General features: G+C 70.1%; 16 protein-coding genes and 2 pseudogenes. 9 read left to right on the top strand and 9 right to left on the bottom strand.

What is annotated here, in order from left to right; translation table 11 throughout:
* The 6 genes and pseudogenes from HNR22_RS06635 to nrfD all read left to right on the top strand — a co-directional run bounded on the left by HNR22_RS06635 (position 1) and on the right by nrfD (position 7,936).
* The gene (locus HNR22_RS06635) at positions 1 to 288 is read left to right on the top strand and encodes a hypothetical protein (protein WP_179779571.1); all 288 of its coding nucleotides are present in this window, start codon (positions 1 to 3) and stop codon (positions 286 to 288) included.
* 695 nt (positions 289 to 983) lie between these two features.
* Entirely contained in the window at positions 984 to 1,403 is a 420-nt protein-coding gene (locus HNR22_RS06630) for an ASCH domain-containing protein (RefSeq protein ID WP_179779570.1), read from the top strand.
* Positions 1,404 to 1,495: 92 nt separating this feature from the next.
* Positions 1,496 to 2,479, top strand: a pseudogene (locus HNR22_RS06625) (PrsW family intramembrane metalloprotease).
* 145 nt (positions 2,480 to 2,624) lie between these two features.
* Positions 2,625 to 5,873, top strand: a pseudogene (fdh, locus tag HNR22_RS06620) (formate dehydrogenase); the annotation flags it as partial.
* Positions 5,874 to 5,903: 30 nt separating this feature from the next.
* Positions 5,904 to 6,947 (top strand): 4Fe-4S dicluster domain-containing protein, encoded by a 1,044-nt coding sequence (locus HNR22_RS06615; RefSeq protein ID WP_179779568.1) that lies wholly within the window; start codon positions 5,904 to 5,906, stop codon positions 6,945 to 6,947.
* The gene (gene nrfD, locus HNR22_RS06610) at positions 6,944 to 7,936 is read left to right on the top strand and encodes an NrfD/PsrC family molybdoenzyme membrane anchor subunit (RefSeq protein WP_179779567.1); all 993 of its coding nucleotides are present in this window, start codon (positions 6,944 to 6,946) and stop codon (positions 7,934 to 7,936) included. Before HNR22_RS06615 ends, nrfD begins: the two co-directional genes overlap by 4 nt.
* A gap of 92 nt (positions 7,937 to 8,028) precedes the next feature.
* On the opposite strand, the gene HNR22_RS06605 is transcribed toward nrfD, so the two are convergent.
* The 8 genes from HNR22_RS06605 to HNR22_RS06570 form a co-directional block, all read right to left on the bottom strand.
* Positions 8,029 to 9,588, bottom strand: coding sequence for an OFA family MFS transporter (locus HNR22_RS06605; RefSeq protein ID WP_179783438.1), 1,560 nt, complete (start codon positions 9,586 to 9,588; stop codon positions 8,029 to 8,031).
* A gap of 247 nt (positions 9,589 to 9,835) precedes the next feature.
* Positions 9,836 to 11,416: an MDR family MFS transporter gene (locus HNR22_RS06600; RefSeq protein WP_179779566.1), complete on the bottom strand. Its 1,581-nt coding sequence runs from the start codon at positions 11,414 to 11,416 to the stop codon at positions 9,836 to 9,838.
* A 73-nt stretch (positions 11,417 to 11,489) separates the two neighbouring features.
* The gene (locus tag HNR22_RS06595; protein ID WP_179779565.1) at positions 11,490 to 12,110 is read right to left on the bottom strand and encodes an acyl-CoA-like ligand-binding transcription factor; all 621 of its coding nucleotides are present in this window, start codon (positions 12,108 to 12,110) and stop codon (positions 11,490 to 11,492) included.
* A gap of 41 nt (positions 12,111 to 12,151) precedes the next feature.
* Entirely contained in the window at positions 12,152 to 13,012 is an 861-nt protein-coding gene (locus HNR22_RS06590) for an alpha/beta fold hydrolase (RefSeq protein ID WP_179779564.1), read from the bottom strand.
* Entirely contained in the window at positions 13,009 to 13,881 is an 873-nt protein-coding gene (locus HNR22_RS06585) for an SDR family oxidoreductase (protein WP_179779563.1), read from the bottom strand. Before HNR22_RS06585 ends, HNR22_RS06590 begins: the two co-directional genes overlap by 4 nt.
* Positions 13,871 to 15,364 (bottom strand): flavin-containing monooxygenase, encoded by a 1,494-nt coding sequence (locus HNR22_RS06580; protein ID WP_179779562.1) that lies wholly within the window; start codon positions 15,362 to 15,364, stop codon positions 13,871 to 13,873. The genes HNR22_RS06585 and HNR22_RS06580 overlap by 11 nt, the downstream gene beginning before the upstream one ends.
* Positions 15,365 to 15,664, bottom strand: a complete 300-nt coding sequence (locus HNR22_RS06575) for a DUF4873 domain-containing protein (protein ID WP_179779561.1) — start codon at positions 15,662 to 15,664, stop codon at positions 15,365 to 15,367.
* A complete protein-coding gene (locus tag HNR22_RS06570) occupies positions 15,661 to 16,389 on the bottom strand; it encodes a TetR family transcriptional regulator (protein ID WP_179779560.1) in 729 nt (242 codons plus the stop codon). Before HNR22_RS06570 ends, HNR22_RS06575 begins: the two co-directional genes overlap by 4 nt.
* A gap of 48 nt (positions 16,390 to 16,437) precedes the next feature.
* On the opposite strand from HNR22_RS06570, the gene HNR22_RS06565 reads away from it, so the two are divergent.
* Complete coding sequence (locus tag HNR22_RS06565) at positions 16,438 to 17,334, top strand: AurF N-oxygenase family protein (RefSeq protein WP_179779559.1); 897 nt, start codon at positions 16,438 to 16,440, stop codon at positions 17,332 to 17,334.
* A gap of 39 nt (positions 17,335 to 17,373) precedes the next feature.
* Here the strand turns inward: HNR22_RS06565 and HNR22_RS06560 are convergent, their stop codons facing one another.
* Complete coding sequence (locus HNR22_RS06560) at positions 17,374 to 17,949, bottom strand: winged helix-turn-helix domain-containing protein (protein ID WP_179779558.1); 576 nt, start codon at positions 17,947 to 17,949, stop codon at positions 17,374 to 17,376.
* Positions 17,950 to 18,234: 285 nt separating this feature from the next.
* Between HNR22_RS06560 and HNR22_RS06555 the strand changes: the two genes are divergently transcribed.
* The gene (locus HNR22_RS06555; RefSeq protein WP_246380700.1) at positions 18,235 to 22,560 is read left to right on the top strand and encodes a S8 family serine peptidase; all 4,326 of its coding nucleotides are present in this window, start codon (positions 18,235 to 18,237) and stop codon (positions 22,558 to 22,560) included.
* A gap of 148 nt (positions 22,561 to 22,708) precedes the next feature.
* Complete coding sequence (locus HNR22_RS06550; RefSeq protein ID WP_179779556.1) at positions 22,709 to 23,809, top strand: threonine aldolase family protein; 1,101 nt, start codon at positions 22,709 to 22,711, stop codon at positions 23,807 to 23,809.
* Positions 23,810 to 23,828 lie beyond the last annotated feature (19 nt).

Raw genomic sequence — 23,828 nt, 5'->3', positions numbered from 1 at the left:
ATGCGAATCGGCGCAGCAGCCGCGCTCTCGTTGGAGAAATCCTCAGTGAAGATCGGAGTGCCGGGCTGGGGGGTTCCGGGCAGGCCCGGCACGGTCGCCAATGCGGGTTGGCTTGACGCCACAACCACCAGCGTGGAGGAGGCCACCAACGTGCCGACCGCCGCCAGCGCCGATGTGAACCATCGGCGTTCTCCGCGAAGCATGTTCATTTCCCCCGTTGTGCGGCGTGCAGAAGGTGCAGGTGTGGCGTTCCGGCCGCGCCTGACGATCGCAGACTGCGAAGGCTGAGCAGATTCACCCGATACGTGGTCACCCAATCGAGTGAGCGGATGACGACCCGAATGCAATGACGGCGATGCGCCGGAATTCGCACTCTCCTCCTGAATGGATCGATGAGGGCGACGAGGCCGGTGCCGCCGCGCGTCGTCCACGGCGAGTGCGTCGGTCGGGTGAATCACTGATGGCGGTGGGGCGCTTCGCAGGGGGATGATCGAGGTTCGTCTCGACGTCGAGCCGGGCCATCACCGCCGCCAGTTCGCCCGGCGGGTCGCTGTCCCACCCGTCCGATCCGATCACCACCGCCGCCCGCGTACGACGTCCGCGTGGTGGGGGTGAGCAGGGAGCGCAGGTTCGTGGCGATCCGCACCGCCTGCGAGGCCGGTGTGGGGGGAGGCGGCGCTGGCCCGGCTCTGCTCACCGATCGGGCTGGACCTGGGCGCACGGGACACCCGAGGAGACGGACAGTTACCGTTCCGCCCGAACGGTAACTGTCCACGACCGCCGGGTGTGGCTGGCCTGGGCACGGGGACAGCCGGGCTCGTACGGACGCGGGCCACTCCACAGCGGGTGCGGCTCGTCCGCTGTCAGACCTGTCTCCTCCAACAACTCACGGCGGCCGCCTCCTCCGGCGCGCGGTGTCATGCCGCCGGCAGCTTGGTCGACGACGGTTCCTCGCGGCGCGCCGGGTCGCGTACCCTCCGCTGATGGACCTCGATGATCTTCCGCTGGCCGAATTCGCGTTCCCGGGGCCGCTGCGGGACAAGCTCGTGGGCGCGATCCTGTCCGGCGCGAAGACCTCGACCACTGGCCTGCTGGTCGGGTACGAGTGCGCGAACGAGCCGCTGCCCGAGGTCGGTCAACTCTCCGCCGTGGTGGACTCCGCAGGCCGGCGGGTGGCGGCCATCGAACTGACCGAGGTACGGGTGATCCGCCTCGCCGACGTCGACCTGCGACACGCGCTGGACGAGGGCGAGGGCGACGAGTCGGTGGCGCAGTGGCGGGCGGGGCACGAGACGTTCTGGAACAGCGCGGAGGTCCGCGAGGAACTGGGCGACCCCGACTTCACGGTGGACGACGACACGATGGTGGTGACCGAACGCTTCCGGCTGGTGCACGTGCTCTGACCAGCCGGACCAGTCGCCGTCGTGACCAGAGCGCGGCCGGTGGGAGGCGATCGGCCTCCGGAGCAGACGTTCGTCGGCAGCTCAGCAGCGCGATGCTCGGCGTGTCGAGCTGCTCAGCTGCCAACGATCAACGGACCGACCACGCCGTCGAGCCCGATCCGCGTGGGCTGATCCTGGTAATCGTCCTTGAGACGCGCGTACACCTGTTCGCGGGTTTCGAGAGCCACCCCTCGACGCCGGGGCTGGTCTTCGAACCTTGGTCCGCCAGACTGCGCGCTATGGGTGATCGTTGGCGCCGGTGGGCGTGGGTTCCAGTCTTCGTCGTCGGGCTGATCCTTTACCTGGTGGTGCTGCGGACCCTCGTCAGCACCAAGAACCCGAACTTCGTACCGGCGTTGATCCTGCTCGGGGCGACGCTGGTGCCGCTGACGTTCCTGACCTTCGCGCAGGCGCGCACCGGGCGATGGCAGGTGCCGGCGTCGGTGCTGGTGACGTCCGCGTTCTTCGGTGGTGTGATCGGCACGGTGGTCGCCGGCACGCTGGAGTACGACACCCTGCGCGGGCTCGGCACGCTGCCGATGCTGTTCGTCGCGCTGATCGAGGAGTCGGCGAAGCTGATCGTCCCGGTGGTCCTGCTGTTCACCGTGGTGGCCCAGCGTCGTCGCCGGGTGCCCTCCGACGGTTTGATCATCGGGATCGCCGCCGGCATGGGGTTCGCCGCGCTGGAGACGATGGGCTACGCCTTCAGCGCGCTGCTGAGCTCGCAGGGCAACATCGGTGCGGTGGAGCAGACGCTGTTCATCTGAGGTCTGACCGCGCCCGCCGGTCACACCGCCTGGACCGGGCTCACCGCCGGCGCGCTGTGGGCGCTGTTGGCCAGCCCGAGCGCCCGCCGGCTCTTCGGGTTCATCGGCACGTTCCTGGGTGTCGTCGTCCTGCACACCCTCTGGGACACGTTCTCCGGCTCGTTGGTCTTCATCGTGCTGGCGATCATCAGCATCGGCTGGCTGTTCTGGGAGCTGCGCCGTTACCGGACCTTCGGCGAGCACCCCGTCGGTCAGCTCCAACCGAACTGACCATCGCCGTACTTCGTGCCTCTCCCGGCCCGCACGATCAGGCCGGGGGAGGCATGACTGTTGGTGATCCCGCTGCGACCGGACCGGCACCTCATCTAACGTCAGAGTGTTCATATTTGGCGTGCTTGGTCGGGAAGGTGCGGCAATGGGGGTGCGCAGCTGGATCGAGGGCTGGCCGGTCTACCGCCAGCTCACCGGCACCGACCCCCTCGGTCGGGGTGCCGCCGCCAAGTCCGACGGATCCCGGGCGCTCACCGCTCGCACCGACACCGCCGACTCGGTAGCCCGGTCCGTCTGCCCGTACTGCGCCGTTGGTTGCGGTCAGCGGGTGTTCGTCAAGGACGGGCAGGTCAGCCAGATCGAGGGCGACCCGGACAGCCCGATCTCGCGGGGTCGGCTCTGCCCGAAGGGCGCGGCCAGCAAGAGCCTGGTAACCAGCCCGCTGCGGCAGACCAAGGTCCGTTACCGCCGGCCGTACGGCACGGAGTGGGAGGACCTCGACCTCGACACGGCGCTGAACATGATCGCCGATCGGGTCCTGGCCGCCCGGGACGAGACCTGGGAGGACGTCGACGCCGAGGGTCGACCGCTCAACCGGACGCTGGGCATCTCCAGCCTGGGTGGGGCGACGCTGGACAACGAGGAGAACTACCTCATCAAGAAGTTGTTCACCGCGATGGGGGCGCTCCAGATCGAGAACCAGGCCCGTATTTGACACTCCTCCACCGTCCCCGGTCTGGGGACCAGCTTCGGTCGTGGCGGCGCCACCCAGTACCAGCAGGACCTGTCGAACTCCGACGTCATCATCATTCAGGGTTCGAACATGGCCGAGGCACACCCGGTGGGCTTCCAGTGGGTGATGGAGGCCAAGCGTCGGGGCGCGAAGGTCTTCCACGTCGACCCGCGCTTCACCCGCACCAGCGCGCTGGCTGACTCGTACCTGCCGATCCGGGCGGGCACGGACATCGCGCTGCTCGGCGGGGTGGTGCGCTACATCCTCGACAACGAGCTGGACTTCCGGGAATACGTCGTCGCCTACACCAACGCCGCGACGATCGTGACCGAGGAGTACGCCGACACCGAGGACATGCACGGCCTCTTCTCTGGCTTCAACGACGACAACGCCACCTACGACCAGGCCAGTTGGCGGTACGAGGGCCACCCGCAGAACCAGACGACCCGCGACAGCGAGACGCAGCGGGAGACGGCGGCCGGGCTGGAGAACGAGTCGCACGGCGCGCCTGTCGGCGGCGAGACCGAACGTGACGAGACGTTGCAGCACCCGCGCTGCGTCTACCAGATCCTCAAGCGGCACTTCGCCCGCTACACCCCGGAGATGGTGGAACGGGTCTGTGGCGTCCCGCAGGAGAAGTTCCTGGAGTTGGCCCGGGCGTGGACGGAGAACTCCGGCCGGGACCGGACCGGCATGCTCGTCTACTCGGTGGGCTGGACGCAGCACAGCGTCGGCGTGCAGTACATCCGCACCGGCGCGATCATCCAGCTGTTGCTGGGCAACGTGGGCCGCCCGGGTGGTGGGGTGATGGCCCTGCGCGGGCACGCCAGCATCCAGGGGTCCACCGACATCCCGACGCTGTTCAACCTGCTGCCGGGCTACCTGCCGATGCCTCACCATGCCGAGCACCCGACCCTGGACGAGTGGGTGAACAGCATTGCGCACCCCGGGCAGAAGGGCTTCTGGGGCAACGCCCGCACCTACGGCGTCAACCTGCTCAAGGCGTACTGGGGTGACGCCGCCACCGTCGACAACGACTACTGCTACGGCTACCTGCCGCGGATGACCGGCGACCACGGCACCTACCAGCAGGTGCTGAACATGATCGACGGGAAGATCAAGGGCTACTTCCTGCTCGGGCAGAACCCGGCTGTCGGTTCGGCGCACGGCCGGGCGCAGCGTCTCGGCATGGCCAACCTCGACTGGCTCGTGGTCCGGGACCTGTTCGAGATCGAGAGCGCCACATTCTGGAAGAACGCGCCGGAGATCGAGACCGGGGAGATCGTCCCCGAGGAGTGCCGCACCGAGGTGTTCTTCCTGCCCGCTGCCTCGCATGTGGAGAAGGAGGGTACGTTCACCCAGACGCAGCGCCTGTTGCAGTGGCGGGAGAAGGCCGTCGAGCCGCCAGGCGACGCCCGCTCCGAGTTGTGGTTCTTCTACCACCTCGGTCGCGTCATCCGGGAACGGCTGGCGACGTCGACGAAGCCGCGCGACCGGGCGCTGCTCGACCTCGCCTGGGACTACCCCACGCACGGTCCGCACGTCGAGCCGAGCGCCGAGGCGGTGCTGCGTGAGATCAACGGGTACGACGTGGCCACCGGCCGGCCGCTGGCGTCGTTCACCGAGATGAAGGACGATGGCTCGACCGTCGGCGGGTGCTGGATCTACACCGGGGTGTACGCCGACGGCGTCAACCAGGCCGCCCGCCGCAAACCCGGTTCGGAGCAGTCCCTGGTGGCTCCCGAGTGGGGTTGGGCGTGGCCGGCGAACCGGCGCATCCTCTACAACCGTGCATCCGCCGACCCGGACGGCAACCCGTGGAGTGAGCGCAAACGCTACGTCTGGTGGGACGCGGACAGGAGTGAGTGGACCGGCTACGACGTGCCGGACTTCGAGAAGACCAAACCGCCGTCCTACCGACCGGAGCACGACGCCTCGGGTGTGGCGGGCATTGCCGGTGACGACCCGTTCATTCTTCAGGGCGACGGCAAGGGCTGGCTGTACGCGCCCACCGGCGTGATTGACGGACCGATGCCCACCCACTACGAGCCGGTCGAATCGCCGGTGCGCAACCCGCTCTACCGACAGCAGGCCAACCCGACCCGCAAGGTCTACACCCACCCGATCAACACGCTCAACCCGAGCCCGCCGGAACCGTACAGCCAGGTGTTCCCGTACGTGTTCACTGTCAGCCGGCTCACCGAGCACCACACCGCCGGTGGGATGAGCAGGATGGTGTCGCCGCTGGCCGAGTTGCAACCGGAGATGTTCGTGGAGGTGTCCCCGGAGCTGGCCGTCGAACGCGGCCTCACCCACCTCGGTTGGGCGCACCTGATCACCGCCCGTGCGGCCATCGAGGCGCGGGTGCTGGTGACCGACCGGCTCACCCCGTTGCGGGTGGACGACCGGATCATCCACCAGGTGTGGTTGCCGTACCACTTCGGTTTCGAGGGTCTGGTGACCGGCGACTCGGCCAACGATTTGTTCGGCATCAGCCTGGACCCGAACGTGCTGATCCAGGAGAGCAAGGTCGGCACCTGCGACGTCCGATCCGGGCGACGCCCGAGAGGCGCCGAGCTGATGGCTCTCGTCGTCGACTACCGGCGACGGTCCGGGGACCTCAGCCCGCACTATCCACCGCAGGTCACGACCGACTCCGCCGACAGCGGCCCGGACCAGGAGGTCTGACCCATGCCCCACAGCAATGCCCTGTACGGGCCCCTGGATCCAGCGCCGGACGCCGGTTACGAGGACGCGCCGCCGCGGATGGGGTTCTTCACCGACACCAGCGTCTGCATCGGCTGCAAAGCCTGCGAGGTGGCCTGCAAGGAGTGGAACGGCGTCCCGGAGAGCGGGCTCGACCTGCTCGGCATGTCGTACGACAACACCGGGGCGTTGACAGCGAACTCGTGGCGACACGTCGCGTTCGTCGAGCAGCCCCGTCGGGCCGGGATGGCGACCCCGGCGTTCGCGGGGGATCCGGACGGGCCGGCGATCAGCCCGGTGACGGCGGCGGTCGGCGCGCGTACCAGCACCGACACCGGCACGGACCCCGGCCTGCCCACCGGCTCGCCCGCAGCGGCGGCCCGCATGTCGGGCGGCCCGGAGTTTCTGGGGATGCCGGGGGCGCAGCCGCCGGGGAGGGGTTCGGGTGCGGAAGGGCGGACGGATTTCCGCTGGTTGATGATGTCGGACGTGTGCAAGCACTGCACCCACGCGGCATGCCTGGACGTCTGCCCGACAGGTTCCCTGTTCCGGACGGAGTTCGGGACGGTGGTGGTGCAGGAGGACATCTGCAACGGGTGCGGTTACTGCATCTCCGCCTGCCCGTACGGCGTCATCGATCAGCGCAAGAATGATGGTCGGGCGTGGAAGTGCACGCTGTGCTACGACCGGCTCGGGGTGGGGATGACGCCAGCGTGTGCGCAGGCGTGCCCGACGGAGTCGATCCAGTACGGGCCGCTCGACGAGTTGCGGGAGCGGGCCGCCGCGCGGGTGACGAAGCTGCACGAGCGGGGAGTGGCGGAGGCGCGGTTGTACGGGCACGACCCGAACGACGGCGTCGGTGGTGATGGCGCGTTCTTCCTGCTGCTGGACGAGCCGGAGGTGTACGGGCTGCCACCGGACCCGATCGTGACCACCCGCGACCTGCCGGCCATGTGGAGGCGCGCCGGCCTGGCGGCGATGACGATGGCGGTCGCCACGGCGGTCGCGTTCCTGGGTAGGCGGCAATGACCGACGAGAGGACCCACAGGCGACGTGGCGACGGAGGCGAGCAGCTCACGGTGCCGCCGGCCGACTTCGCCTCCTACTACGGCCGGCCGGTTCTGAAGCCACCGGTGTGGAAGTACGACATCGCCGGCTACCTGTTCACCGGAGGCCTCGCCGCCGGAAGTGCGCTGATCGGCGCGGGCGCCCAACTGACCGGACGGCCCGGGCTGCGCACTGTGGGCCGCTGGACGGCCCTCGGTGGCGTCGCCGCAAGCACGTACCTGCTGGTTCACGACCTCGGCCGGCCGGCCCGGTTCCATCACATGCTCCGGGTCGCCAAGGTGACCTCGCCGATGTCGGTGGGCACCTGGATCCTCGCCGCGTTCGGGCCACTGGCCGGGGTGGCCGCGGTCGCCGAGCTCGCGCCGCTGCTCCCGCAGCACGGCGTGCTCGGCCTCGCCCGTCGGATCGCACCGCCGATCGGCAACGTCGCCGGCCTGGCCGCCGCGGCCACCGCGCCGGCGCTGGCGACGTACACCGGGGTGCTGCTCGCCGACACGGCCGTGCCGTCCTGGCACGACGCGTACCCGTCGCTGCCGTTCGTCTTCGCCGGCAGCGCGCTCGCGGCGGCGTCCGGGGTGGGACTGATCGCGGCGCCGGCCGCGGAGACCGCCCCACTGCGACGACTCGCCCTGGCCGCCGCGGCCGTCGAGTTTGGCGGAGGGCACCAGATGGAGCGGCAGGGCCTGACCAGCGAGCCCTACCGGCACGGACGCAGCGGCCGACTGGTGAAGGCGGGACGCGTCCTGCTCGCCGTGGGCACCGCCACCGCCCTGCTCAGCCGACGCAGCCGGGTCCTGTCGGCGCTCTCCGGCGCCGCCCTCGTGGCATCGTCGGTCGCCACCCGGTTCGGCGTCTTCGAGGCGGGACGGGTGTCGGCCCGCGATCCGAAGTACACGGTCGTACCACAACGGGAGCGGCTCACCGAGAACCGGGCGGCCACCCCGTTCTGAGCGGATCGGCGAAACGGAAGGCGCCCCTTCAAGGGGCGCCTTCCGTTGTGATGCACGACGAGGTCCTGGCCGCGAGGGGCCGGCGCGCGGCGTCAGCCGGTGAACAGCTTCGCGGCGGTGATGGCGGTCTGGACGATGCCGTACCCGAGCAGCACCGCGACCAGCAGCCACGACAACCAGAGCCGTCCGGTCTGGCTGCCGACGCGCGGCGGCGCGGGCGGTTGACTGTCCCGCCCGAGAGCGACCGGCTCGGTGACAGTCGCCTTCGCCACGGGCGAGGTCGGCCCTCGGTCCGGTTCGTGGAACCGCTCGGGCACGGAACGCACCAGCAGGTTCGCGATGAACCCGATGGCGAGGATGCCGACCATGGTGAACAGCGCGGGCCGGTACGCCGCCGCGGTGAGGGTGCCGGGCTTGCCCTGCGTGTCGAGGATCCCGTTGACGATCAGCGGGCCGGCGACACCCGCGGCCGACCAGGCGGTCAGGATCCGGCCGTGGATGGCCCCGACCTGGAAGGTGCCGAACAGGTCACGCAGGTAGGCGGGCATGGTGGCGAAGCCACCGCCGTAGAAGGAGATGATCGCGGCGGCGATCAGCACGAAGACCGCGGTCGCGGAGTGGCCGGCCACGGCGAGCAGCACGTACAGCACCATGCCGACGCCGAGGTAGACCATGTAGATGGGCTTGCGGCCGATGAGGTCGGACGTCGTCGACCAGACGAACCGCCCAGCCATGTTGAACAGCGACAGTACTCCCACGAAACCGGCCGCCGCCGACACCGAGACGGTGGTGGCGGTCCCGTTGTCCCGAAAGAAGTCCTGGATCATCGGGCTGGCCTGCTCCAGGATGCCGATGCCCGCGGTGACGTTGCAGAACAGCACGATCCACAGCAACCAGAACGACCGGGTACGCACGGCGTTCGACGCCGACACGCTCGCCGTCGTCACCAGAGGTTTGGCGGCGACGGTCGCGGGGTCGAACCCGGCGGGCCGCCAGTCCGGTGCCGGGACCCGGACGTTGAACGGGCCGAACATCATGATCACGAAGTACCCGATGCCGAACGTGACGAACAGCGCCACGAGGGCGCTGCCCGACGCCACGGCGGCCGGGTTGTCGGGGTTGTAGCCGGAGTCGTAGAGCGAGAGCAGTTGGCGTGCGAGCGGGCCGGCGACCAGGGCGCCGCCGCCGAACCCCATGATGGCCAGACCGGTGGCCAGGCCGGGGCGGTCCGGAAACCACTTGATGAGGGTCGAGACCGGCGAGATGTAACCGATGCCGAGCCCGATGCCGCCGATGACGCCGTACCCGAGGTAGAGCAGCCACAGCTGCTGGGTCGCGATGCCGAGCGCCCCGACCAGGAACCCGACGGCCCAGAAGCACGCCGAGACGAACATCGCCCGGCGCGGCCCGTTCCGCTCCACCCAACGGCCACCCACCGCCGCGGACGAACCCAGCATGACGATGGCGATACTGAAGATCGCCCCGATCGCCGTCTGGCTGGTGTCGAAGTGCGCGATGAGGGAGTTCTTGTAGACACTCGTCGCGTAGACCTGGCCGATGCAGACGTGCACCGCCAGTGCCGCGGTCGGGATGAGCCAGCGGCTGTATCCCGGGGGAGCGACCGTGTGCCGGGGATCGAAGACCGACAGCATGGGCATCGTCCACACCTCCAGCGGCTGAGTAGGCCGCGACGTTGCCGAGCTGTCCCGACCCGGCAGTTGGCCGAGCGGCGCCGCCGCAGTGGCGGCCCGGCGCACGTCTGGCGTCAGCCGATTACCGGCTTCACCTCACGTTACGTGGCAGCCGGTTCACACCATGTCGTTACCGAAAAACGCGGCGGCAGGTGGGCGCAGAACGGGGGCGGGCCCACCGGCCCGCCCCCGACTGCTGTCGTACCGCTCAGTGGATCGCGGCCTTTGCGGCCGCCTCCTCCTGGACGCGTCGTTCCTCCCCGCTGAGGGTGTGCAGCGGCTTCTCCCTGATGAACAGCACGACGATCAGCGCGAGCAGCGCGAACGGCGCGCCGACCAGGAAGAGATCCGCGGTGGCGATGCCGTACACGTCCTGCACGATGCGCAGCACCGGCTCGGGCAGGGTGGACAGGTCAGGCACCTCGGCGGAGCCACCGCCGGCCGTCGCCGCCGGGCCGAGCCGCTCGGCGGTCAGCGAGGCCACCCGGTTCGCCAGGACCGCGCCGAGGGCACTGACCCCGATGGCGCCGCCCATGCTGCGGAAGAACGTCAGCACGGAGGTGGTGACGCCGAGCTCGTGGGCCGGTACGTCGTTCTGTGCGGCCAGTACGAGGTTCTGCATGAGCATGCCGACGCCGATTCCCAGCACGACCATGTAGAGCGACAGCACGATGACGCTGGTGTTGGCGTCGATGGTGCCCAGGAGCAGCATCCCGACGCTCATCACCGCGGCGCCGGCCACCAGGTATGCCTTCCACCGGCCGTACTTGGTGATGAGCTGTCCGGCGACCGTCGACGAGACGAGCAGTCCGAAGATCATCGGGAGGCTCATCAGGCCCGCGACGGTGGGCGACTTGCCCAGCGAGATCTGGAAGTACTGGGACAGGAAGACGGTGCCGCCGAACAGCGCGACACCGACCAGCACGCTGGCGACCGTGGCCAGGGAGACCGTGCGGTTGCGGAAGATGCCCAGCGGGACGATCGGCTCGGCGGCGCGCGATTCGACGAACACGGCCAGCGCCAGCAGGACCAGACCACCGACCACCATCAGGGCCGTCCAGCCGGAGGCCCACTCGAACTTGTTCCCGGCCAGGGACGACCAGATCAGCAGCGTGGAGACACCAGAGGTGATGAGCAGGGCGCCCAGCCAGTCGATCTTCGCCTTGCGGCGGACGACCGGCAGGTGCAGGGTGCGCTGGAGCAGGGCGATGGAGATGATGCTGAACGGGACGCCGATCAGGAAGCACCACCGCCAGCCCAGCCACGACGTGTCGACGAGCAGGCCACCGATCAGCGGTCCGGCGATGGTGCCCACACCGAAGACCGCGCCGAAGATGCCGGCGTAGCGGCCCAGCTCACGGGGCGGGATCATCGCCGCCATGACGATCGTGGCCAGCGCCGTCATGCCGCCCGCGCCGATGCCCTGGACGACACGGCTGAGCAGCAGCACCTCGACGTTCGGCGTGAAGCCCGCGATGAGCGAACCCACCACGAACAGGCCCAGCGACAACTGGATCAGCAGCTTCTTGCTGTACAGGTCGGCCATCTTGCCCCACAGCGGCACCGTCGCCGTCATGGCGAGCAGTTCGCTGGTGACGATCCACGTGTAGACGGTCTGGCTGCCGTTCAGATCCGCGATGATCCGCGGCAGCGCGTTCGCCACCACCGTGGAGGCGAGGATGGACACGAACATGCCGACCATCAGGCCGGAAAGGGCCTGGAGAACCTCCCGACGCGACATGCGCGTGCCGACCTCGGCGGTGTCGGCGGGCGGGACGGTGGTGGTCATTGACGCTCCCTTGTCGGGTTTGTGACGAGTTGACTGGCCCCGAAGCTGGTGCGGCGGGGCGGGCAGTGGTGGGTCAGGAGGGGGACGGCGGATCCGGCAGCCCCGCGGCGATCGCGGCGAACGCCTCGTCGACGAAGTCACGCAGGGGGCGGGCGTCGTCGCCGGCGGACCAGCGCAGCATCGCGGTGTGGAAGGCAGCACCGGTGACAGCGGTGATGAGCGGCGGGAGGCCGTGATCGGGACCTAGGCCGAGGCGGGTGGCGATGACCGAGACCATGGCTCGCTCCGTCGCGATGTTGCCGGACACCAGCCGGGGCAGCAGCGCGGGGTTCTGGGTGATGACGGCCAGCCGCAGCCGCCACAACTCCCGGTCGGCCTGGATCGTGTCGATCGCCTCGTCGAGGGCCAGCCGGACGGCCTGCAACGTCGGCACCTGCGCAGGTGTGGCCGCCAGGCGCGCCACGACCGGGTTGCCGTCGAGCGCCGGATCGTCGGTGAGTGCCTCGTCCTTGCAGGTGAAGTAGTTGAAGAAGGTCCGCGAGGACACGTCCGCGGCCTCGCTGATCTCCTCCACCGTCACGTGCTCCAGACCGCGTTCGGCGACCAGTCGCAGCGCTGCGGCGGTCAGCGCGGCCCGCGTCTGCGCCTTCTTGCGGTCGCGACGCCCGGGCGCGGCTTGGTCGGTGTCGGTCACGCGAGCGAGATTAGGAGCGAACTTGCACAGCCTGCAAGTTTTTAGAGTGTGAAGTGATCTTCCTGACTCGAGACGCTGGTCGGAGACGGACGTACCGTTCGCTCGGTGCGGGGCACGGCACCGGTGGTCTCCAGGATGAGCCCGGCGACCAGGTCCGGGTCGTCGCTCATCGGCACGTGCCCGCACCTGGGCAGCGTCACCACCCGTGCCGCCGGCAGGCCCGCCCGGGCGCGCTCGGCCTGGTGGACGCCGAAGATCCGGTCCCGGTCGCCCCAGCCGATGGTCACCGGCACCGTCGCGTCGGAGAGCCGAAGGCAGTCGAAGCGATAGTCGCGGGCGGCTCGGGCCACGGCGTTGAAGCCGAGCCCCCGTCGCAGGGCGAGCGCGTCGCCCACCGCGCGCTCGACATCCAGCAGCGTCGGGCGGGCCATCAGCGGCGCGAAGCACAACGCCCGCAGGTACGCCGAGCGCAGCGCGACCCGCATGATCGGGGTGGGCAGGTGCGAGTTGGCCCGCAGCATCCGGAGGATGGCCAGCGCGCGTCGGCGCTCCGCCGGGGTGAAGAAGCCGGCGGGGGAGAAGGCGGTGGCCGAGGCGGCCGCTCCCGTCGCCGCAAGCTCCAGGGCGATCGCCCCACCGAGGCTGTAGCCGGCGACGTGCGGACGCTCCAGCCCCCACTCGGTCAGGACCGGCAGGACCCCGGCCACGGTGGCGGCCATGTCGGCGGGCATGCCGGTGCCGGGCACCGGAGAGTTCCCGAATCCGGGCAGGTCGAGCGCGATCACCTCGTGGTGGGCGGTGAGCCGGTCGAACACCGGCTCCCACGCCTGATGGCGGTGACCGATGCCGTGGATGAGCACGAGGGGCTCGCCGCTGCCCGCACGCCGGAAATGAATGCTCATGACTGCCCTCCCACCGACGTCCTGCCGAAGGAACGCCCGAGCTGGCGTACCTCGTCTTCCATCTGGCCGACCATGGTCTGGCCGCCGAAGCGGGTGATCAACCCATCCGAGAGGCCGCTCAGCACCACCGGCCGCAGCGCCTGCACCATGGCGAGCGACCGGGGCACGTACACCTTGCGTTTGCGGCGCTCGATGCCGCGGAGCAGGGCCTCGACGCACTGCTCGACCGGGACGACGGTGGACAGCGGCCACGGCAACCGGCGCAGCGTGGCGCGGAAGGACGCCAGGTCGTCACGGATGTCGCGGACCAGGTCGGTGTCGATCCAGATCGGATGCGCCGTGCCGACGGTGACGCCGCGTGCGCGGGTCTCCAGGCGCAGCACGTTGGCGAACTGCTCCACACCTGCCTTGGACGCGCAGTAGGCGGCCATCCCGGGCATCGCCGTGAAAGCGGCGGCCGACGAGATGATCAGGACGTGGCCACGGGCGGCGGTGACGTGGGGCAGCGCCGCGCTGACCGTGCGGATCGCGCCGCAGAGGTTCACCTCGACGGTACGGACCAGCGCGTCGACCGGTCCCACGGCGACGGTACCGAGGTTCGCGATGCCGGCGTTGGCCACGACAACGTCGATGCCACCGAAGCGGTCGACAGTGGACGCCACGGCCGCGTCCAACGCCGCCTGGTCGGTGACGTCACACTCGTACCAGTGCGCGTCGAGGTCGGCACCGAGCTGCTTGAGCAGCTCGCCCTCCAGGCCAACGACGGCGACCTGGGCGCCCCGGGCGACGGCCTCGCGGGCCATCTGCGCCCCGATGCCGCGCGCCGCGCCGGTGATGAGCACCGTCCTGCCCGCCAGGTCATACCGCATCGGCGTGCTCCCGTTCCGTGTCGTTGGGGGTGTTCCTGGCCGTGGCGACCTGGTAGTCGGCCGGGCGGAACCGGCGCAGCCGCATCCGGAAGCTGGTGGCGAAGCCTGGCCAGATGGTGGTGTTTCGGCCGGTGCTGTCGAGATACCAGCTCTGACAACCGGTCTCCCACACGGTGCCGGTCATCTTCTGATCGATCCGTTCGGTCCAGCGCCGTTGCGCGTCATCGGTGGGCTCGATGGCCCCGATGCCCTTGGCCCGCATGTGACGCAGGGCCGCGAGCACCAGGTGCAGCTGTGCCTCGATCATCAGCACCACGGAGGTGTGCCCGAGCCCGGTGTTCGGGCCGAGCAGGAAGAACAGGTTGGGGAAGCCGGCGATGGTCGTGCCCCGGTACGCGTGCATGCTGGGGGTCCACGCCTGTGCCAGGCTGCGCCCGTCCCGACCGTGGATGCGCCGGACGACGGGGGAGTCGGTGACGTGGAAGCCGGTCCCGAAGATGATCGTGTCCGCCCGGTGGTGGACGTCGTCGTTGGTGACGATGCCCTCCGGCACGATTCGAGCGATGCCGGCGGTGACCACGTCGACGTTCGGTCGGGTGAGCGACGGCCAGTAGTCGTTGGAGATCAGCACCCGCTTGCAGCCCATCGCGTAGCGGGGGGTGAGCTTGTCCCGCAGGTGCGGGTCGGGGACCTGACGCCGCAGCGTACGCAGGGACAGGCGCGAGGCGAGGCGGTTGACCGCCGGGTGCAGGAAGCCCAGGCCCATGCCCTCGCGTACCAGATAGAGCCCCGCCCGGGCGGCCCGTTGCGCGCCGGGCACCGTGCGGAACGCGGCCTGCTCGACCCCGCTGATCCGGCGCGACAACCTCGGCATGATCCACGCGGGCGTGCGCTGGAAGAGCGTCAGCCTCTCGACCGTCGGCTGGATCTGGGGCACGAACTGGACGGCCGACGCGCCGGTGCCGACCACCGCGACGCGGCGACCGGTCAGGTCGTGGTCGTGCCGCCAACGGGCAGAGTGGAACACCGTGCCGGCGAACCCGTCGATCCCGGGCAGGTCGGGGATGGCCGGGTCACTGAGCGGGCCGGCCGCACAGATCAGGACCCGGGCGCTGTGGTCGCCGCCGGAGGTGCGCAGCAGCCACCGTTGGCGCTGCTCGTCCCACCTCGCCTCGTGCACCTCGTGGCGCAGGCGCAACCTCGGGCGGATCCCGAAGCGGTCGACGCAGCCACGCAGGTAGTCCCAGATCTCCGGCTGACCGGAGAACGTGTTCGACCAGCGGGGGTTGGGGGCGAAGGAGAACGAGTAGAGGTGCGACGGGACGTCGCAGGCGCAGCCCGGGTACGTGTTGTCACGCCAGGTGCCGCCGACGTCGTCACCCCTGTCGAAGACGAGAAAGTCGGTGAAGCCGGCCCGCTGGAGGCGGATGGCGGCGCCCAGGCCACCGAAGCCGGCGCCGATGATGGCAACGTCTGTCTCCATTCACCCCTCCGTGGGCTCGGGCGCGGAAGTCGAGTCGGCAACGGGCGGCCAGGGCGGATCGCCCACGCCGGTGATCCGTACGCCGCCCCACGGATCGACCTCGGCCAGTCGGGCGGCCCGGACGCGATCGGCGATGCGCACCTCGACGTCGCGCCGACCGGAGCGCAGCAGGTGGGCCACCCGTGGCTCGGGCTCGATCCGTCCGCCCCAGTGGAAGCGGCCGTCGACCGGCTCCCACCGCCCGCTGAGGTGCACCCGGACCGAGGTGCCCTCGACACCCGCCGGGCCGTGGTAGCTCACGGCACGATCCGCTCGTGGGCGCGGGTGAGCTCGTGCGGCAGGTCGGCGCTGGCCCGTACCCCCTCGATGCCGCTCCACAGCAGAGCGGTCAGGTAGTCGGTGAGGGCGGCCCGGCTGATCGGCTGGCCGTGCGTGGTCCACCAGTCGCCGACCGCCTGCACGAAACCCACCAGGCCGTACGCCCAGGGTTCGGCGGGACCGGCGTCCAGGCCCAGCGTACGGAGCCGGTCGCCGATCACCCGGGCGAGCCCGGCAGCCACCTGCCGGCTGGTGCCGGCGATCACCTGGTGGATGCCGGGGTCGCCGGACTGGTGCATCAGGAACCGGTAGAGCCTCGGCTCCGACTCGATCACGCCCAGGTAGGCGTCGATCGTCGCCTCGACCAGGCCACGTTCCTCGCGGACCTGTTCGACGGCGGGCGCGATGGCGTCGACCACCCGGGCCGCCACCACCTCGCTCACCGCGACCCAGAGCTGCGACTTGTCGGCGAAGTAGCGGTACAGGACCGGTTTGCTGACGCCTGCCGTGGCGGCGACCTGTTCCATGTCGACCTCCGGCCCGTGCCGCAGCAGCGCCTGTACGGCAGCCCCGACCAGCTCCTGCCGTCGTTGCTCACGATGGTCTGCCCAGCGGTCCCGACGGCCGTTGCCCTTCGCCTTCGGACCGCCGTCGGGGGGCGTGGCCGGCGAGTCGGATGCATTGACATCGTTGAGCGGCGATTGCATGCTACTACTCGTAACAGTTACCCGTCGTCACGTCAATATGGAGGAGCCATGGAGGCCGCACCGGCGGAAACCGGGCGTGCGGCGGTCGCCGAGCGACTACTCACGTCCTCACTGCGGACCAGCTACGACCCCACAGTCGAAATCGACTGGGACGCCCCGCACACCCCCGGCGCCTACTGGCTCCCGCCGCAGCGCAGCAGCCTCTACGGCACGCCACTGTGGGAGCAACTCAGCGAGGAGCAGCGCGTCGAGCTCACCAAGCACGAGGTGGCCAGCGCCGCCAGCGCCGGGCTGTGGTTCGAGACCATCCTCATGCAGATGCTGATCCGGGAGTACTACCGCGCCGACCCGACCAGTCGACAAGCCCAGTACGCGTTGACCGAGGTCGCCGACGAGTGCCGGCACTCCATCATGTTCGGCCGGCTGATCGAGGCGATGGGTTGTCCGGTCTACCGCGCGAGCACGGTGGACCACCACCTCGGGCGCTTCCTCAAGGCCACCGCCAGCGGCCCCCGGATGTACGCCGCGATCCTCATCGCGGAGGAGATCCTCGACGCGTTCCAACGCGAGATCATGGCGGACGAGTCGCTCCAGCCGCTCATCCGGATGGTCTCCCGCATCCACGTGGTCGAGGAGGCGCGACACGTCCGGTTCGCCCGTGAGGAACTCGCCGCCGCGGTCGCGGCCACCGGCCCGGCGGGCATGGCGTACGCCCGGCTGTTGGTCGGTCGCGCCGCCTACACGATCGCCAACCGCCTGGTCCATCCCGACGCGTACGCGGCGGTGGGCATCCCACCGGCGGTCGGTCGTGCCGCTGCCCGCGCCAACCCGCACTGGCGTGCCACCCTGCGCTGGTCGGCGGCGCGGGTGCACGCCAACCTGGCGGGCGTCGGCCTGGTGGCCGGGCCGGGACGTCTGCTGTGGGCCCGGGCCGGGCTGATCTGACCCGCCGTCCCTCGGTGGAACGGCAGGGGCGTTCTGCCGTCAGGCTCGTTCGACCCGCGCCTGCTGGTGGTCGGTCAGCCGGAGCCCCACCCCTCGAACCACGTCGATGGTGGCCCCGGTGCCGAGGTCGTGCAGCTTGCGGCGCAGCCGCTTCACCAGCGACTGCACGTCCGCCTTGCGTTCGCGCCCCTCGTCACCCCAGACCGACCGGTGCAACTCCGCGTAGCTCCAGACCCGGGCCGGCTCGGTGATCAGGCAGGTCAGCAGGTCGTGTTCCAGGCGGGTGAGATCGACTTCACGGTCACCGCAACGGGCGCTGGAGCGGGACGAGTCGATCACCAGGGCGGCGGCCGGCGCCTGCTCGGACGCGGCGGCGGCCACCTGCTGTGGGGCGGCGATCAGCCGGCGTAGCTCGTCGAGGTCGGCCACCAGCAGCAGTGGCGCGATGCCGTCGAGGCGCTCCGCGAGCCGGATGCGCTCGGCCGGCGACGGGGTCACCGCGATCAGCAGCGGGAACGGCTCATCGGCCGGATCACCCCTGTTCAACGTTGCCTCGTCGTCCTCGGCCACAGCACCGCCCGGGATCGATGGGCATCCCTGCCCAACTCTCGTCATGGTCCTGACAATGATTGGCAAGCGCGCCGCCAGCAGGGCAACTCTTAGCGACAAGTTGCTCACGGCAAGTTCTTGATCGTCCTTTCTTCTCGATCATAGTGTCCACTCGGGCAACCGGCGTGACCCGCGCGGTGCATGGGGGAGGTTCGCCATGGCCCATCTTCACCCTGGGTCGTTCTGAGGGAGGCAGCACCGATGTTCAGACGTCCACGATGGCGGCGCGCGGCCAGATCACTGGTGAGCGCCGGGGCGGCGACGATCCTCGCCGCGACATGCTTGGCCACCATGGGCTCGGGCGCGCAGGCCGCGCCGGGCGGCGGGATGGGGGCGGGCGCCCCGACCGGCGACAAGATCCGACCGGAGCTCGCCAGGCAGCTCCAGGCCAAGAGTGAAGGGGACTTCTGGATCCGGTTCAAGGACCGGGCGGACCTCAGCAAGGCCAGCGCCATCAAGGACTGGTCGAAGCGTGGCACCGCGGTCGCGGACGCTCTGCGCAAGACCGCCGCGGCGAGCCAGGGCAAGATTCGGGCCGACCTCGACAGCTCGGGCGCGAAGTACCAGACCTTCTGGGCCACCAACGCGATCAAGGTGAGCAGCGGCTCGCTGGCGATGGCGCAGAAGTTCGCCGGCCACTCGGAGGTCGAGGGCCTCTACGCCCCGGTTGCCTACAAGGTGCCCGAGACCACCAAGGGCACCGACGAGAAGACCGTGAACGCCCTCGAGTGGGGCGTCGCCAACATCAACGCCGACGACGTCTGGTCCCAGTACGGCGTCAAGGGCGAGGGCATCACCGTCGCGAGCATCGACAGCGGGGTCCAGTTCGACCACCCGGCGCTGGTGAACTCCTACCGCGGCAACAACGGCGACGGGACGTTCGACCACAACTACAACTGGTTCGACGCCGCCGGCACCTGCGCGACTGCCCCCTGTGACGACGACGGCCACGGTACGCACACGATGGGCACCATGGCGGGCTCCGACGGCGCGAACCAGATCGGTGTCGCCCCCGGGGTCAGGTGGATCGCGGCGAACGGCTGCTGCCCCAGCGACGCCGCTCTGATCGAATCCGGTCAGTGGATGCTCGAACCGCTGGACCTCAACGGCCAGAACGCGGACGCGAGCAAGCGACCGAACGTCATCAACAACTCGTGGGGCACCCGGGACCCGTCCAACGAGCCCTTCATGGAGGACGTGACCAACGCCTGGACCGCGTCCGGGATCTTCGGTGTCTGGTCCAACGGCAACAGCGGACCGGCATGCCAGACCAGCGGCTCGCCGGGCAGCCTCGCCAGCAACTACTCGACCGGCGCGTACGACGTCAACAACAACATCGCCGGCTTCTCCGCCCGGGGCACCGGGCAGAACGGCGAGATCAAGCCCAACATCTCGGCCCCCGGCGTGAACGTCCGGTCGAGCATTCCCGGCAACTCCTACGGCAGCATCAGCGGCACCTCGATGGCCGCGCCGCACCTCGCGGGCGCGATCGCGTTGCTGTACTCGGCGGCCCCGTCGCTCATCGGTGACGTCGACGCGACCCGTGCGCTGCTCAACGGCGCGGCCATCGACAAGGCCGACGACCAGTGCGGTGGCACTGCGGCCGACAACAACGTCTACGGAGAGGGCCGGCTCGACGCCCTCGCGTTGCTCAACGCCGCTCCGACCGGCGACATCGGCACCCTGGCCGGCACGGTCACCAACGCGGCCACCGGCGCCCCGATCGCCGGCGCGACCCTCACCCTCACCGGCCCGAGCGCCCGTGAGCTGACCACCGGCGCGGACGGCAAGTTCTCGACCCAGCTGCCCACCGGTGACTACCAGGTCGCCGTGGCGGCCTTCGGCTACGCCAGCACCACGAAGCCGGCGACCGTCACCAAGGGCACGACCACGACGCTCACCGTCGCGCTGACGCCGGTGCCGAGTGTCAACGTCACCGGCGCGGTCACCGACGGCTCCGGCCACGGTTGGCCGTTGTACGCGAAGGTGACCGTCACTGGCGTGTCCGGCGTCTACGACTACACCACCCCGTCGAACGGCCGCTACAGCATCTCGCTGCCGGCCGGGCAGACGTACACCCTGAAGTACGAGTCGCAGTACCCGGGCTACCAGACCGTCACCAAGGAGGTCGTGGTCGGTTCCGGCAATGTCACCGCCAATGTCGCGGTGCCGGTGGACACCACCGCCTGCACCACCGCCCCCGGATACACGTTCGGCTCGGACGGTGAGTACGAGACCTTCGACGGCACGACCACGCCGGCCGGCTGGACCGTCGTGGACAACGCGGGCAGCGGTCAGGTCTGGAAGTTCACCGACGACGGCGACCGGGGCAACCTGACCGGCGGCACCGGCAACTTCGCGATGATCGACAGCGACGCGTACGGAGCGGGCAGCAGCCAGGACACCTCGCTGGTCAGCCCGGTGGTCGACCTGACCGGTGTCACGGCACCGGTCGTCCGGTTCAACCAGGACTTCAACCAGCTGGCCGACGACACCGCCGACGTCGATCTGAGCATCGACGGTGGCACCACCTGGACCAACCTGCTCCGGCAGGAGACCGACGTGCGGGGACCGAGGGTGACCGAGATCCCGATCCCGCAGGCAGCCGGCCAGGCGCAGGTGCAGGTGCGGTTCCGCTACTACGACGCCTCGTACGAGTGGTGGTGGGAGGTCGACAACGTGTTGATCGGCAGCCAGGTCACCTGCGTGCCGGTCGACGGCGGTCTGGTCGTCGGTAACGTCCGCGACAAGAACGACAACAGCTACGTCAACGGCGCGACCGTCACCAGCAAGGACCGGCCCGCCGAGAAGGCCGTCACCGTGGCGACCCCGGACGACCCGGGGCTGGCCGACGGCTTCTACTGGATCTACTCGACGGTGACCGGGGCGCACCCGTTCATCGCCAGCGCCGGCAACTACGTCAGCCAGACCAAGCAGGTCGACGTCGAGGCCGACTGGGCGACAGTGGCGAACTTCCAACTCGCGGCCGGTCGACTGTCGGTGACGCCGACGCAGGTGAGCGCGACGCTCCAGATGCCGGGCGGCAAGGCCAGCAGGACGTTCACCGTGACCAACACCGGCGGCGCGCCGGTCGAGGTGAAGTTCAGCGAGCGGGACAACGGGTTCGAACTCCTCCGCGCGGACGGGTCCACTGTCACCAGGCAACAGGTGCTCGGGGCCAGCGGCGCGCCGGAGCAGCGGCTCAACGCCCCGACGTCGTTCGCCGCCAAGGCGTCCGGCACGTTCGCCAAGGCCGCCGTCGCCGGGGTTGGCCCGAACGCGGCACCGTGGACCGACATCGCCAACTACCCGTCCGCGATCATGGACAACCGGGTGGTGCACCTGGACGGCAAGGTGTACTCGCTCGGTGGTGGCGACGGTAGCGCCTCCACCACCAAGAACTACGCCTACGACCCGGCCACCCAGGCCTGGACGGCGATCGCCGACCTTCCGGGTGCCCGCAACGCCCTGACCGTGGGTGTCGCGGACGGGAAGATCATCGCTACCGGTGGCTGGGGCGACGCCGGCCCGGACTCCGCCACCTGGTCGTACGACCCGGGGGCCAACACCTGGACGGCGCTGGCCGCCAACCCGGCGCCACGGGCCGCGGCCGGTCAGGCCGTCGTCGACGGCAAGCTGTACGCCGTCGGTGGCTGCACCACCGCGGACTGCCTGCCGATGTCGAACAGCGTCGTCCGGTACGACCCGGCCGGGAACACCTGGGAGACGATGGCCAACTACCCGAAGTCGGTGGCCTTCGCCTCCTGCGGCGGGATCGACGGCATCCTCTACTGCACCGGCGGCAACGACGGTTCCGCCTCGCAGAAGTCCAGCTACGCCTTCGACCCGGGTGCCAACACCTGGACGGCGATCGCCGACGCGCCGGCCGACAACTGGGCCAGCTCGTACGCCGTCGCCAACGGCAAGCTGCTCGTCGTCGGTGGCTCGCAGGGTGGGGCCATCAGCAACGCCGGCTTCGCCTTCGACCCGGCCGCCGGCTCGTGGTCCAACCTGCCGAACGCCAACACGGCCCGCTACCGCGGTGGTGCGGCGTGCGGCTTCTACAAGATCGGCGGTTCGTCCGGCAGCTTCAACGCGGCGGCCAACAGCGAGGTGCTCCCGGGCTTCGAGGGGTGCGCCGAGTCGGCGGCCGACGTCAGCTGGATGACCATCGACAAGTCGTCGGCCACCCTCGCGCCGGGCGCGAAGGTCACGGTCACCGTCGGAATGACGGCGAACGTGGACCAGCCGGGCACCTACTCCGGCGCGGTCGGGATCTCGGAGAACACCCCGTACTCGGTGGCACCGGTCGCGGTGACCATGACCGCGAACCCCCCGAAGACCTGGGGCAAGCTCATGGGTACGGTCACCGGCACCAGCTGCCAGGGTGCGACCTCGCCGATCACCGGCGCGGTCGTCCAGGTCGACTCGTGGGCGGCGTCGTACACCTTCGCCACCGATGCCGAGGGCAGGTACGCCTACTGGTTGGACCGCCGCAACAACCCGCTCACCATGATCGTCGCCAAGGACGGCTGGAAGCCCCAGACCCGTCAGACGAAGATCGCCACCGCCGCTCCCACTGTGGAGAACTTCGGGTTGACGCCCATCAAGTGCTGACACCTGAGCGGTAGCGAACACCTCCGGCCCGCCTGGTCACCGACCAGGCGGGCCGGACCGTGTCCCGAGGATCGTCGCGGGCCGACACCGCTCGCCTGCCGTCGCCAAACTGATTGGCCCCCGCGCGCTGAAGTGCGAAGATCCGCCGATGTCCCACAACACACGGCAGCGTCGGCTGGCCGCACAGCGCGCCTGCGACCGAATCCTGTCCGGCAGCCGCCCCGCGACAATGCGGGAGCGGCTCGCCGACCTGGCCGCGGGCGGCGACCTGGATGGCCAGCCCGACTTCTACGGCGACGGCCCGGTCACCACGCTGGAGGAACGCGTGGCGGAGCTGTTGGGCACCGAGGCCGCCGTCTTCTTCCCGACCGGCACGATGGCACAGCAGGTCGCGCTGCGCTACGGCGCCGAGCGCAGCGGACACCCGACGGTGGCTCTGCACCCGCTCGGCCACCTGGAGGTGCACGAACGGCATGCCTACGCCAACCTGAGCGGGCTGCGCAGCACCTGGCCGACCACCGAACCCCGAAACCCCACCGCCGCCGAGATCGGCGCGCTCGCCGAACCCGTGGGCAGCGTCGTCATCGAACTCCCGCTGCGCGACGCCGGCTTCGTCCTCCCCACCTGGGACGAACTCGCCGCCGCGTCCGCCGCCGCGCACTCCATCGGCGCCCGCCTCCACCTCGACGGCGCCCGACTGTGGGAATCCACCCCCTATCTGGCGCACACCCTCAGCGAGATCGCCGACCTCGCCGACAGCACCTACGTCTCGTTCTACAAGACGATCGGCGGTCTCAGCGGCGCGGCGCTCGCGGGCACCGAGCAGCTCGCCTCCTACGCCCGCGTCTGGCGGCACCGCTACGGGGGTCAGGTGTTCCAGCAGTGGCCGGCCGCGCTGAGCGCGCTCGCCGGTCTCGACCGGGAGCTGCCCCGCATCCCCGAGTACGTGCGACACGCACGGACCGTCGCGGCGGCGCTCGCCGCCCTGCCCGGCGCGTTGGTGTATCCGGAGCCTCCGCACACCCAGAGATTCCGTCTGTGGCTGCCCTATCCGGCGCAGGCGCTCGATGACGCCGCGCTGGCGCTCGCGGAGGACGAGAAGGTGTGGTTCGCCGCCGGCTGGCAGGAGACGGACGTGCCCGGCATGGCGATGACCGAGATCACCGTCGCCGATCCCGCTCTCGACTGGACCATCGAGGACGTCGCCGAGATCGGCGCACGCTTCCTCAGCCGCGTCCAGGACCGCTGACCCTCCGCCGGCGAACGAG

Origin of the sequence: Micromonospora jinlongensis, from assembly GCF_013410645.1 — a bacterium.
GTDB lineage: Bacteria > Actinomycetota > Actinomycetes > Mycobacteriales > Micromonosporaceae > Micromonospora > Micromonospora zamorensis.
This window is presented reverse-complemented; position numbering and strand designations above follow the sequence as displayed.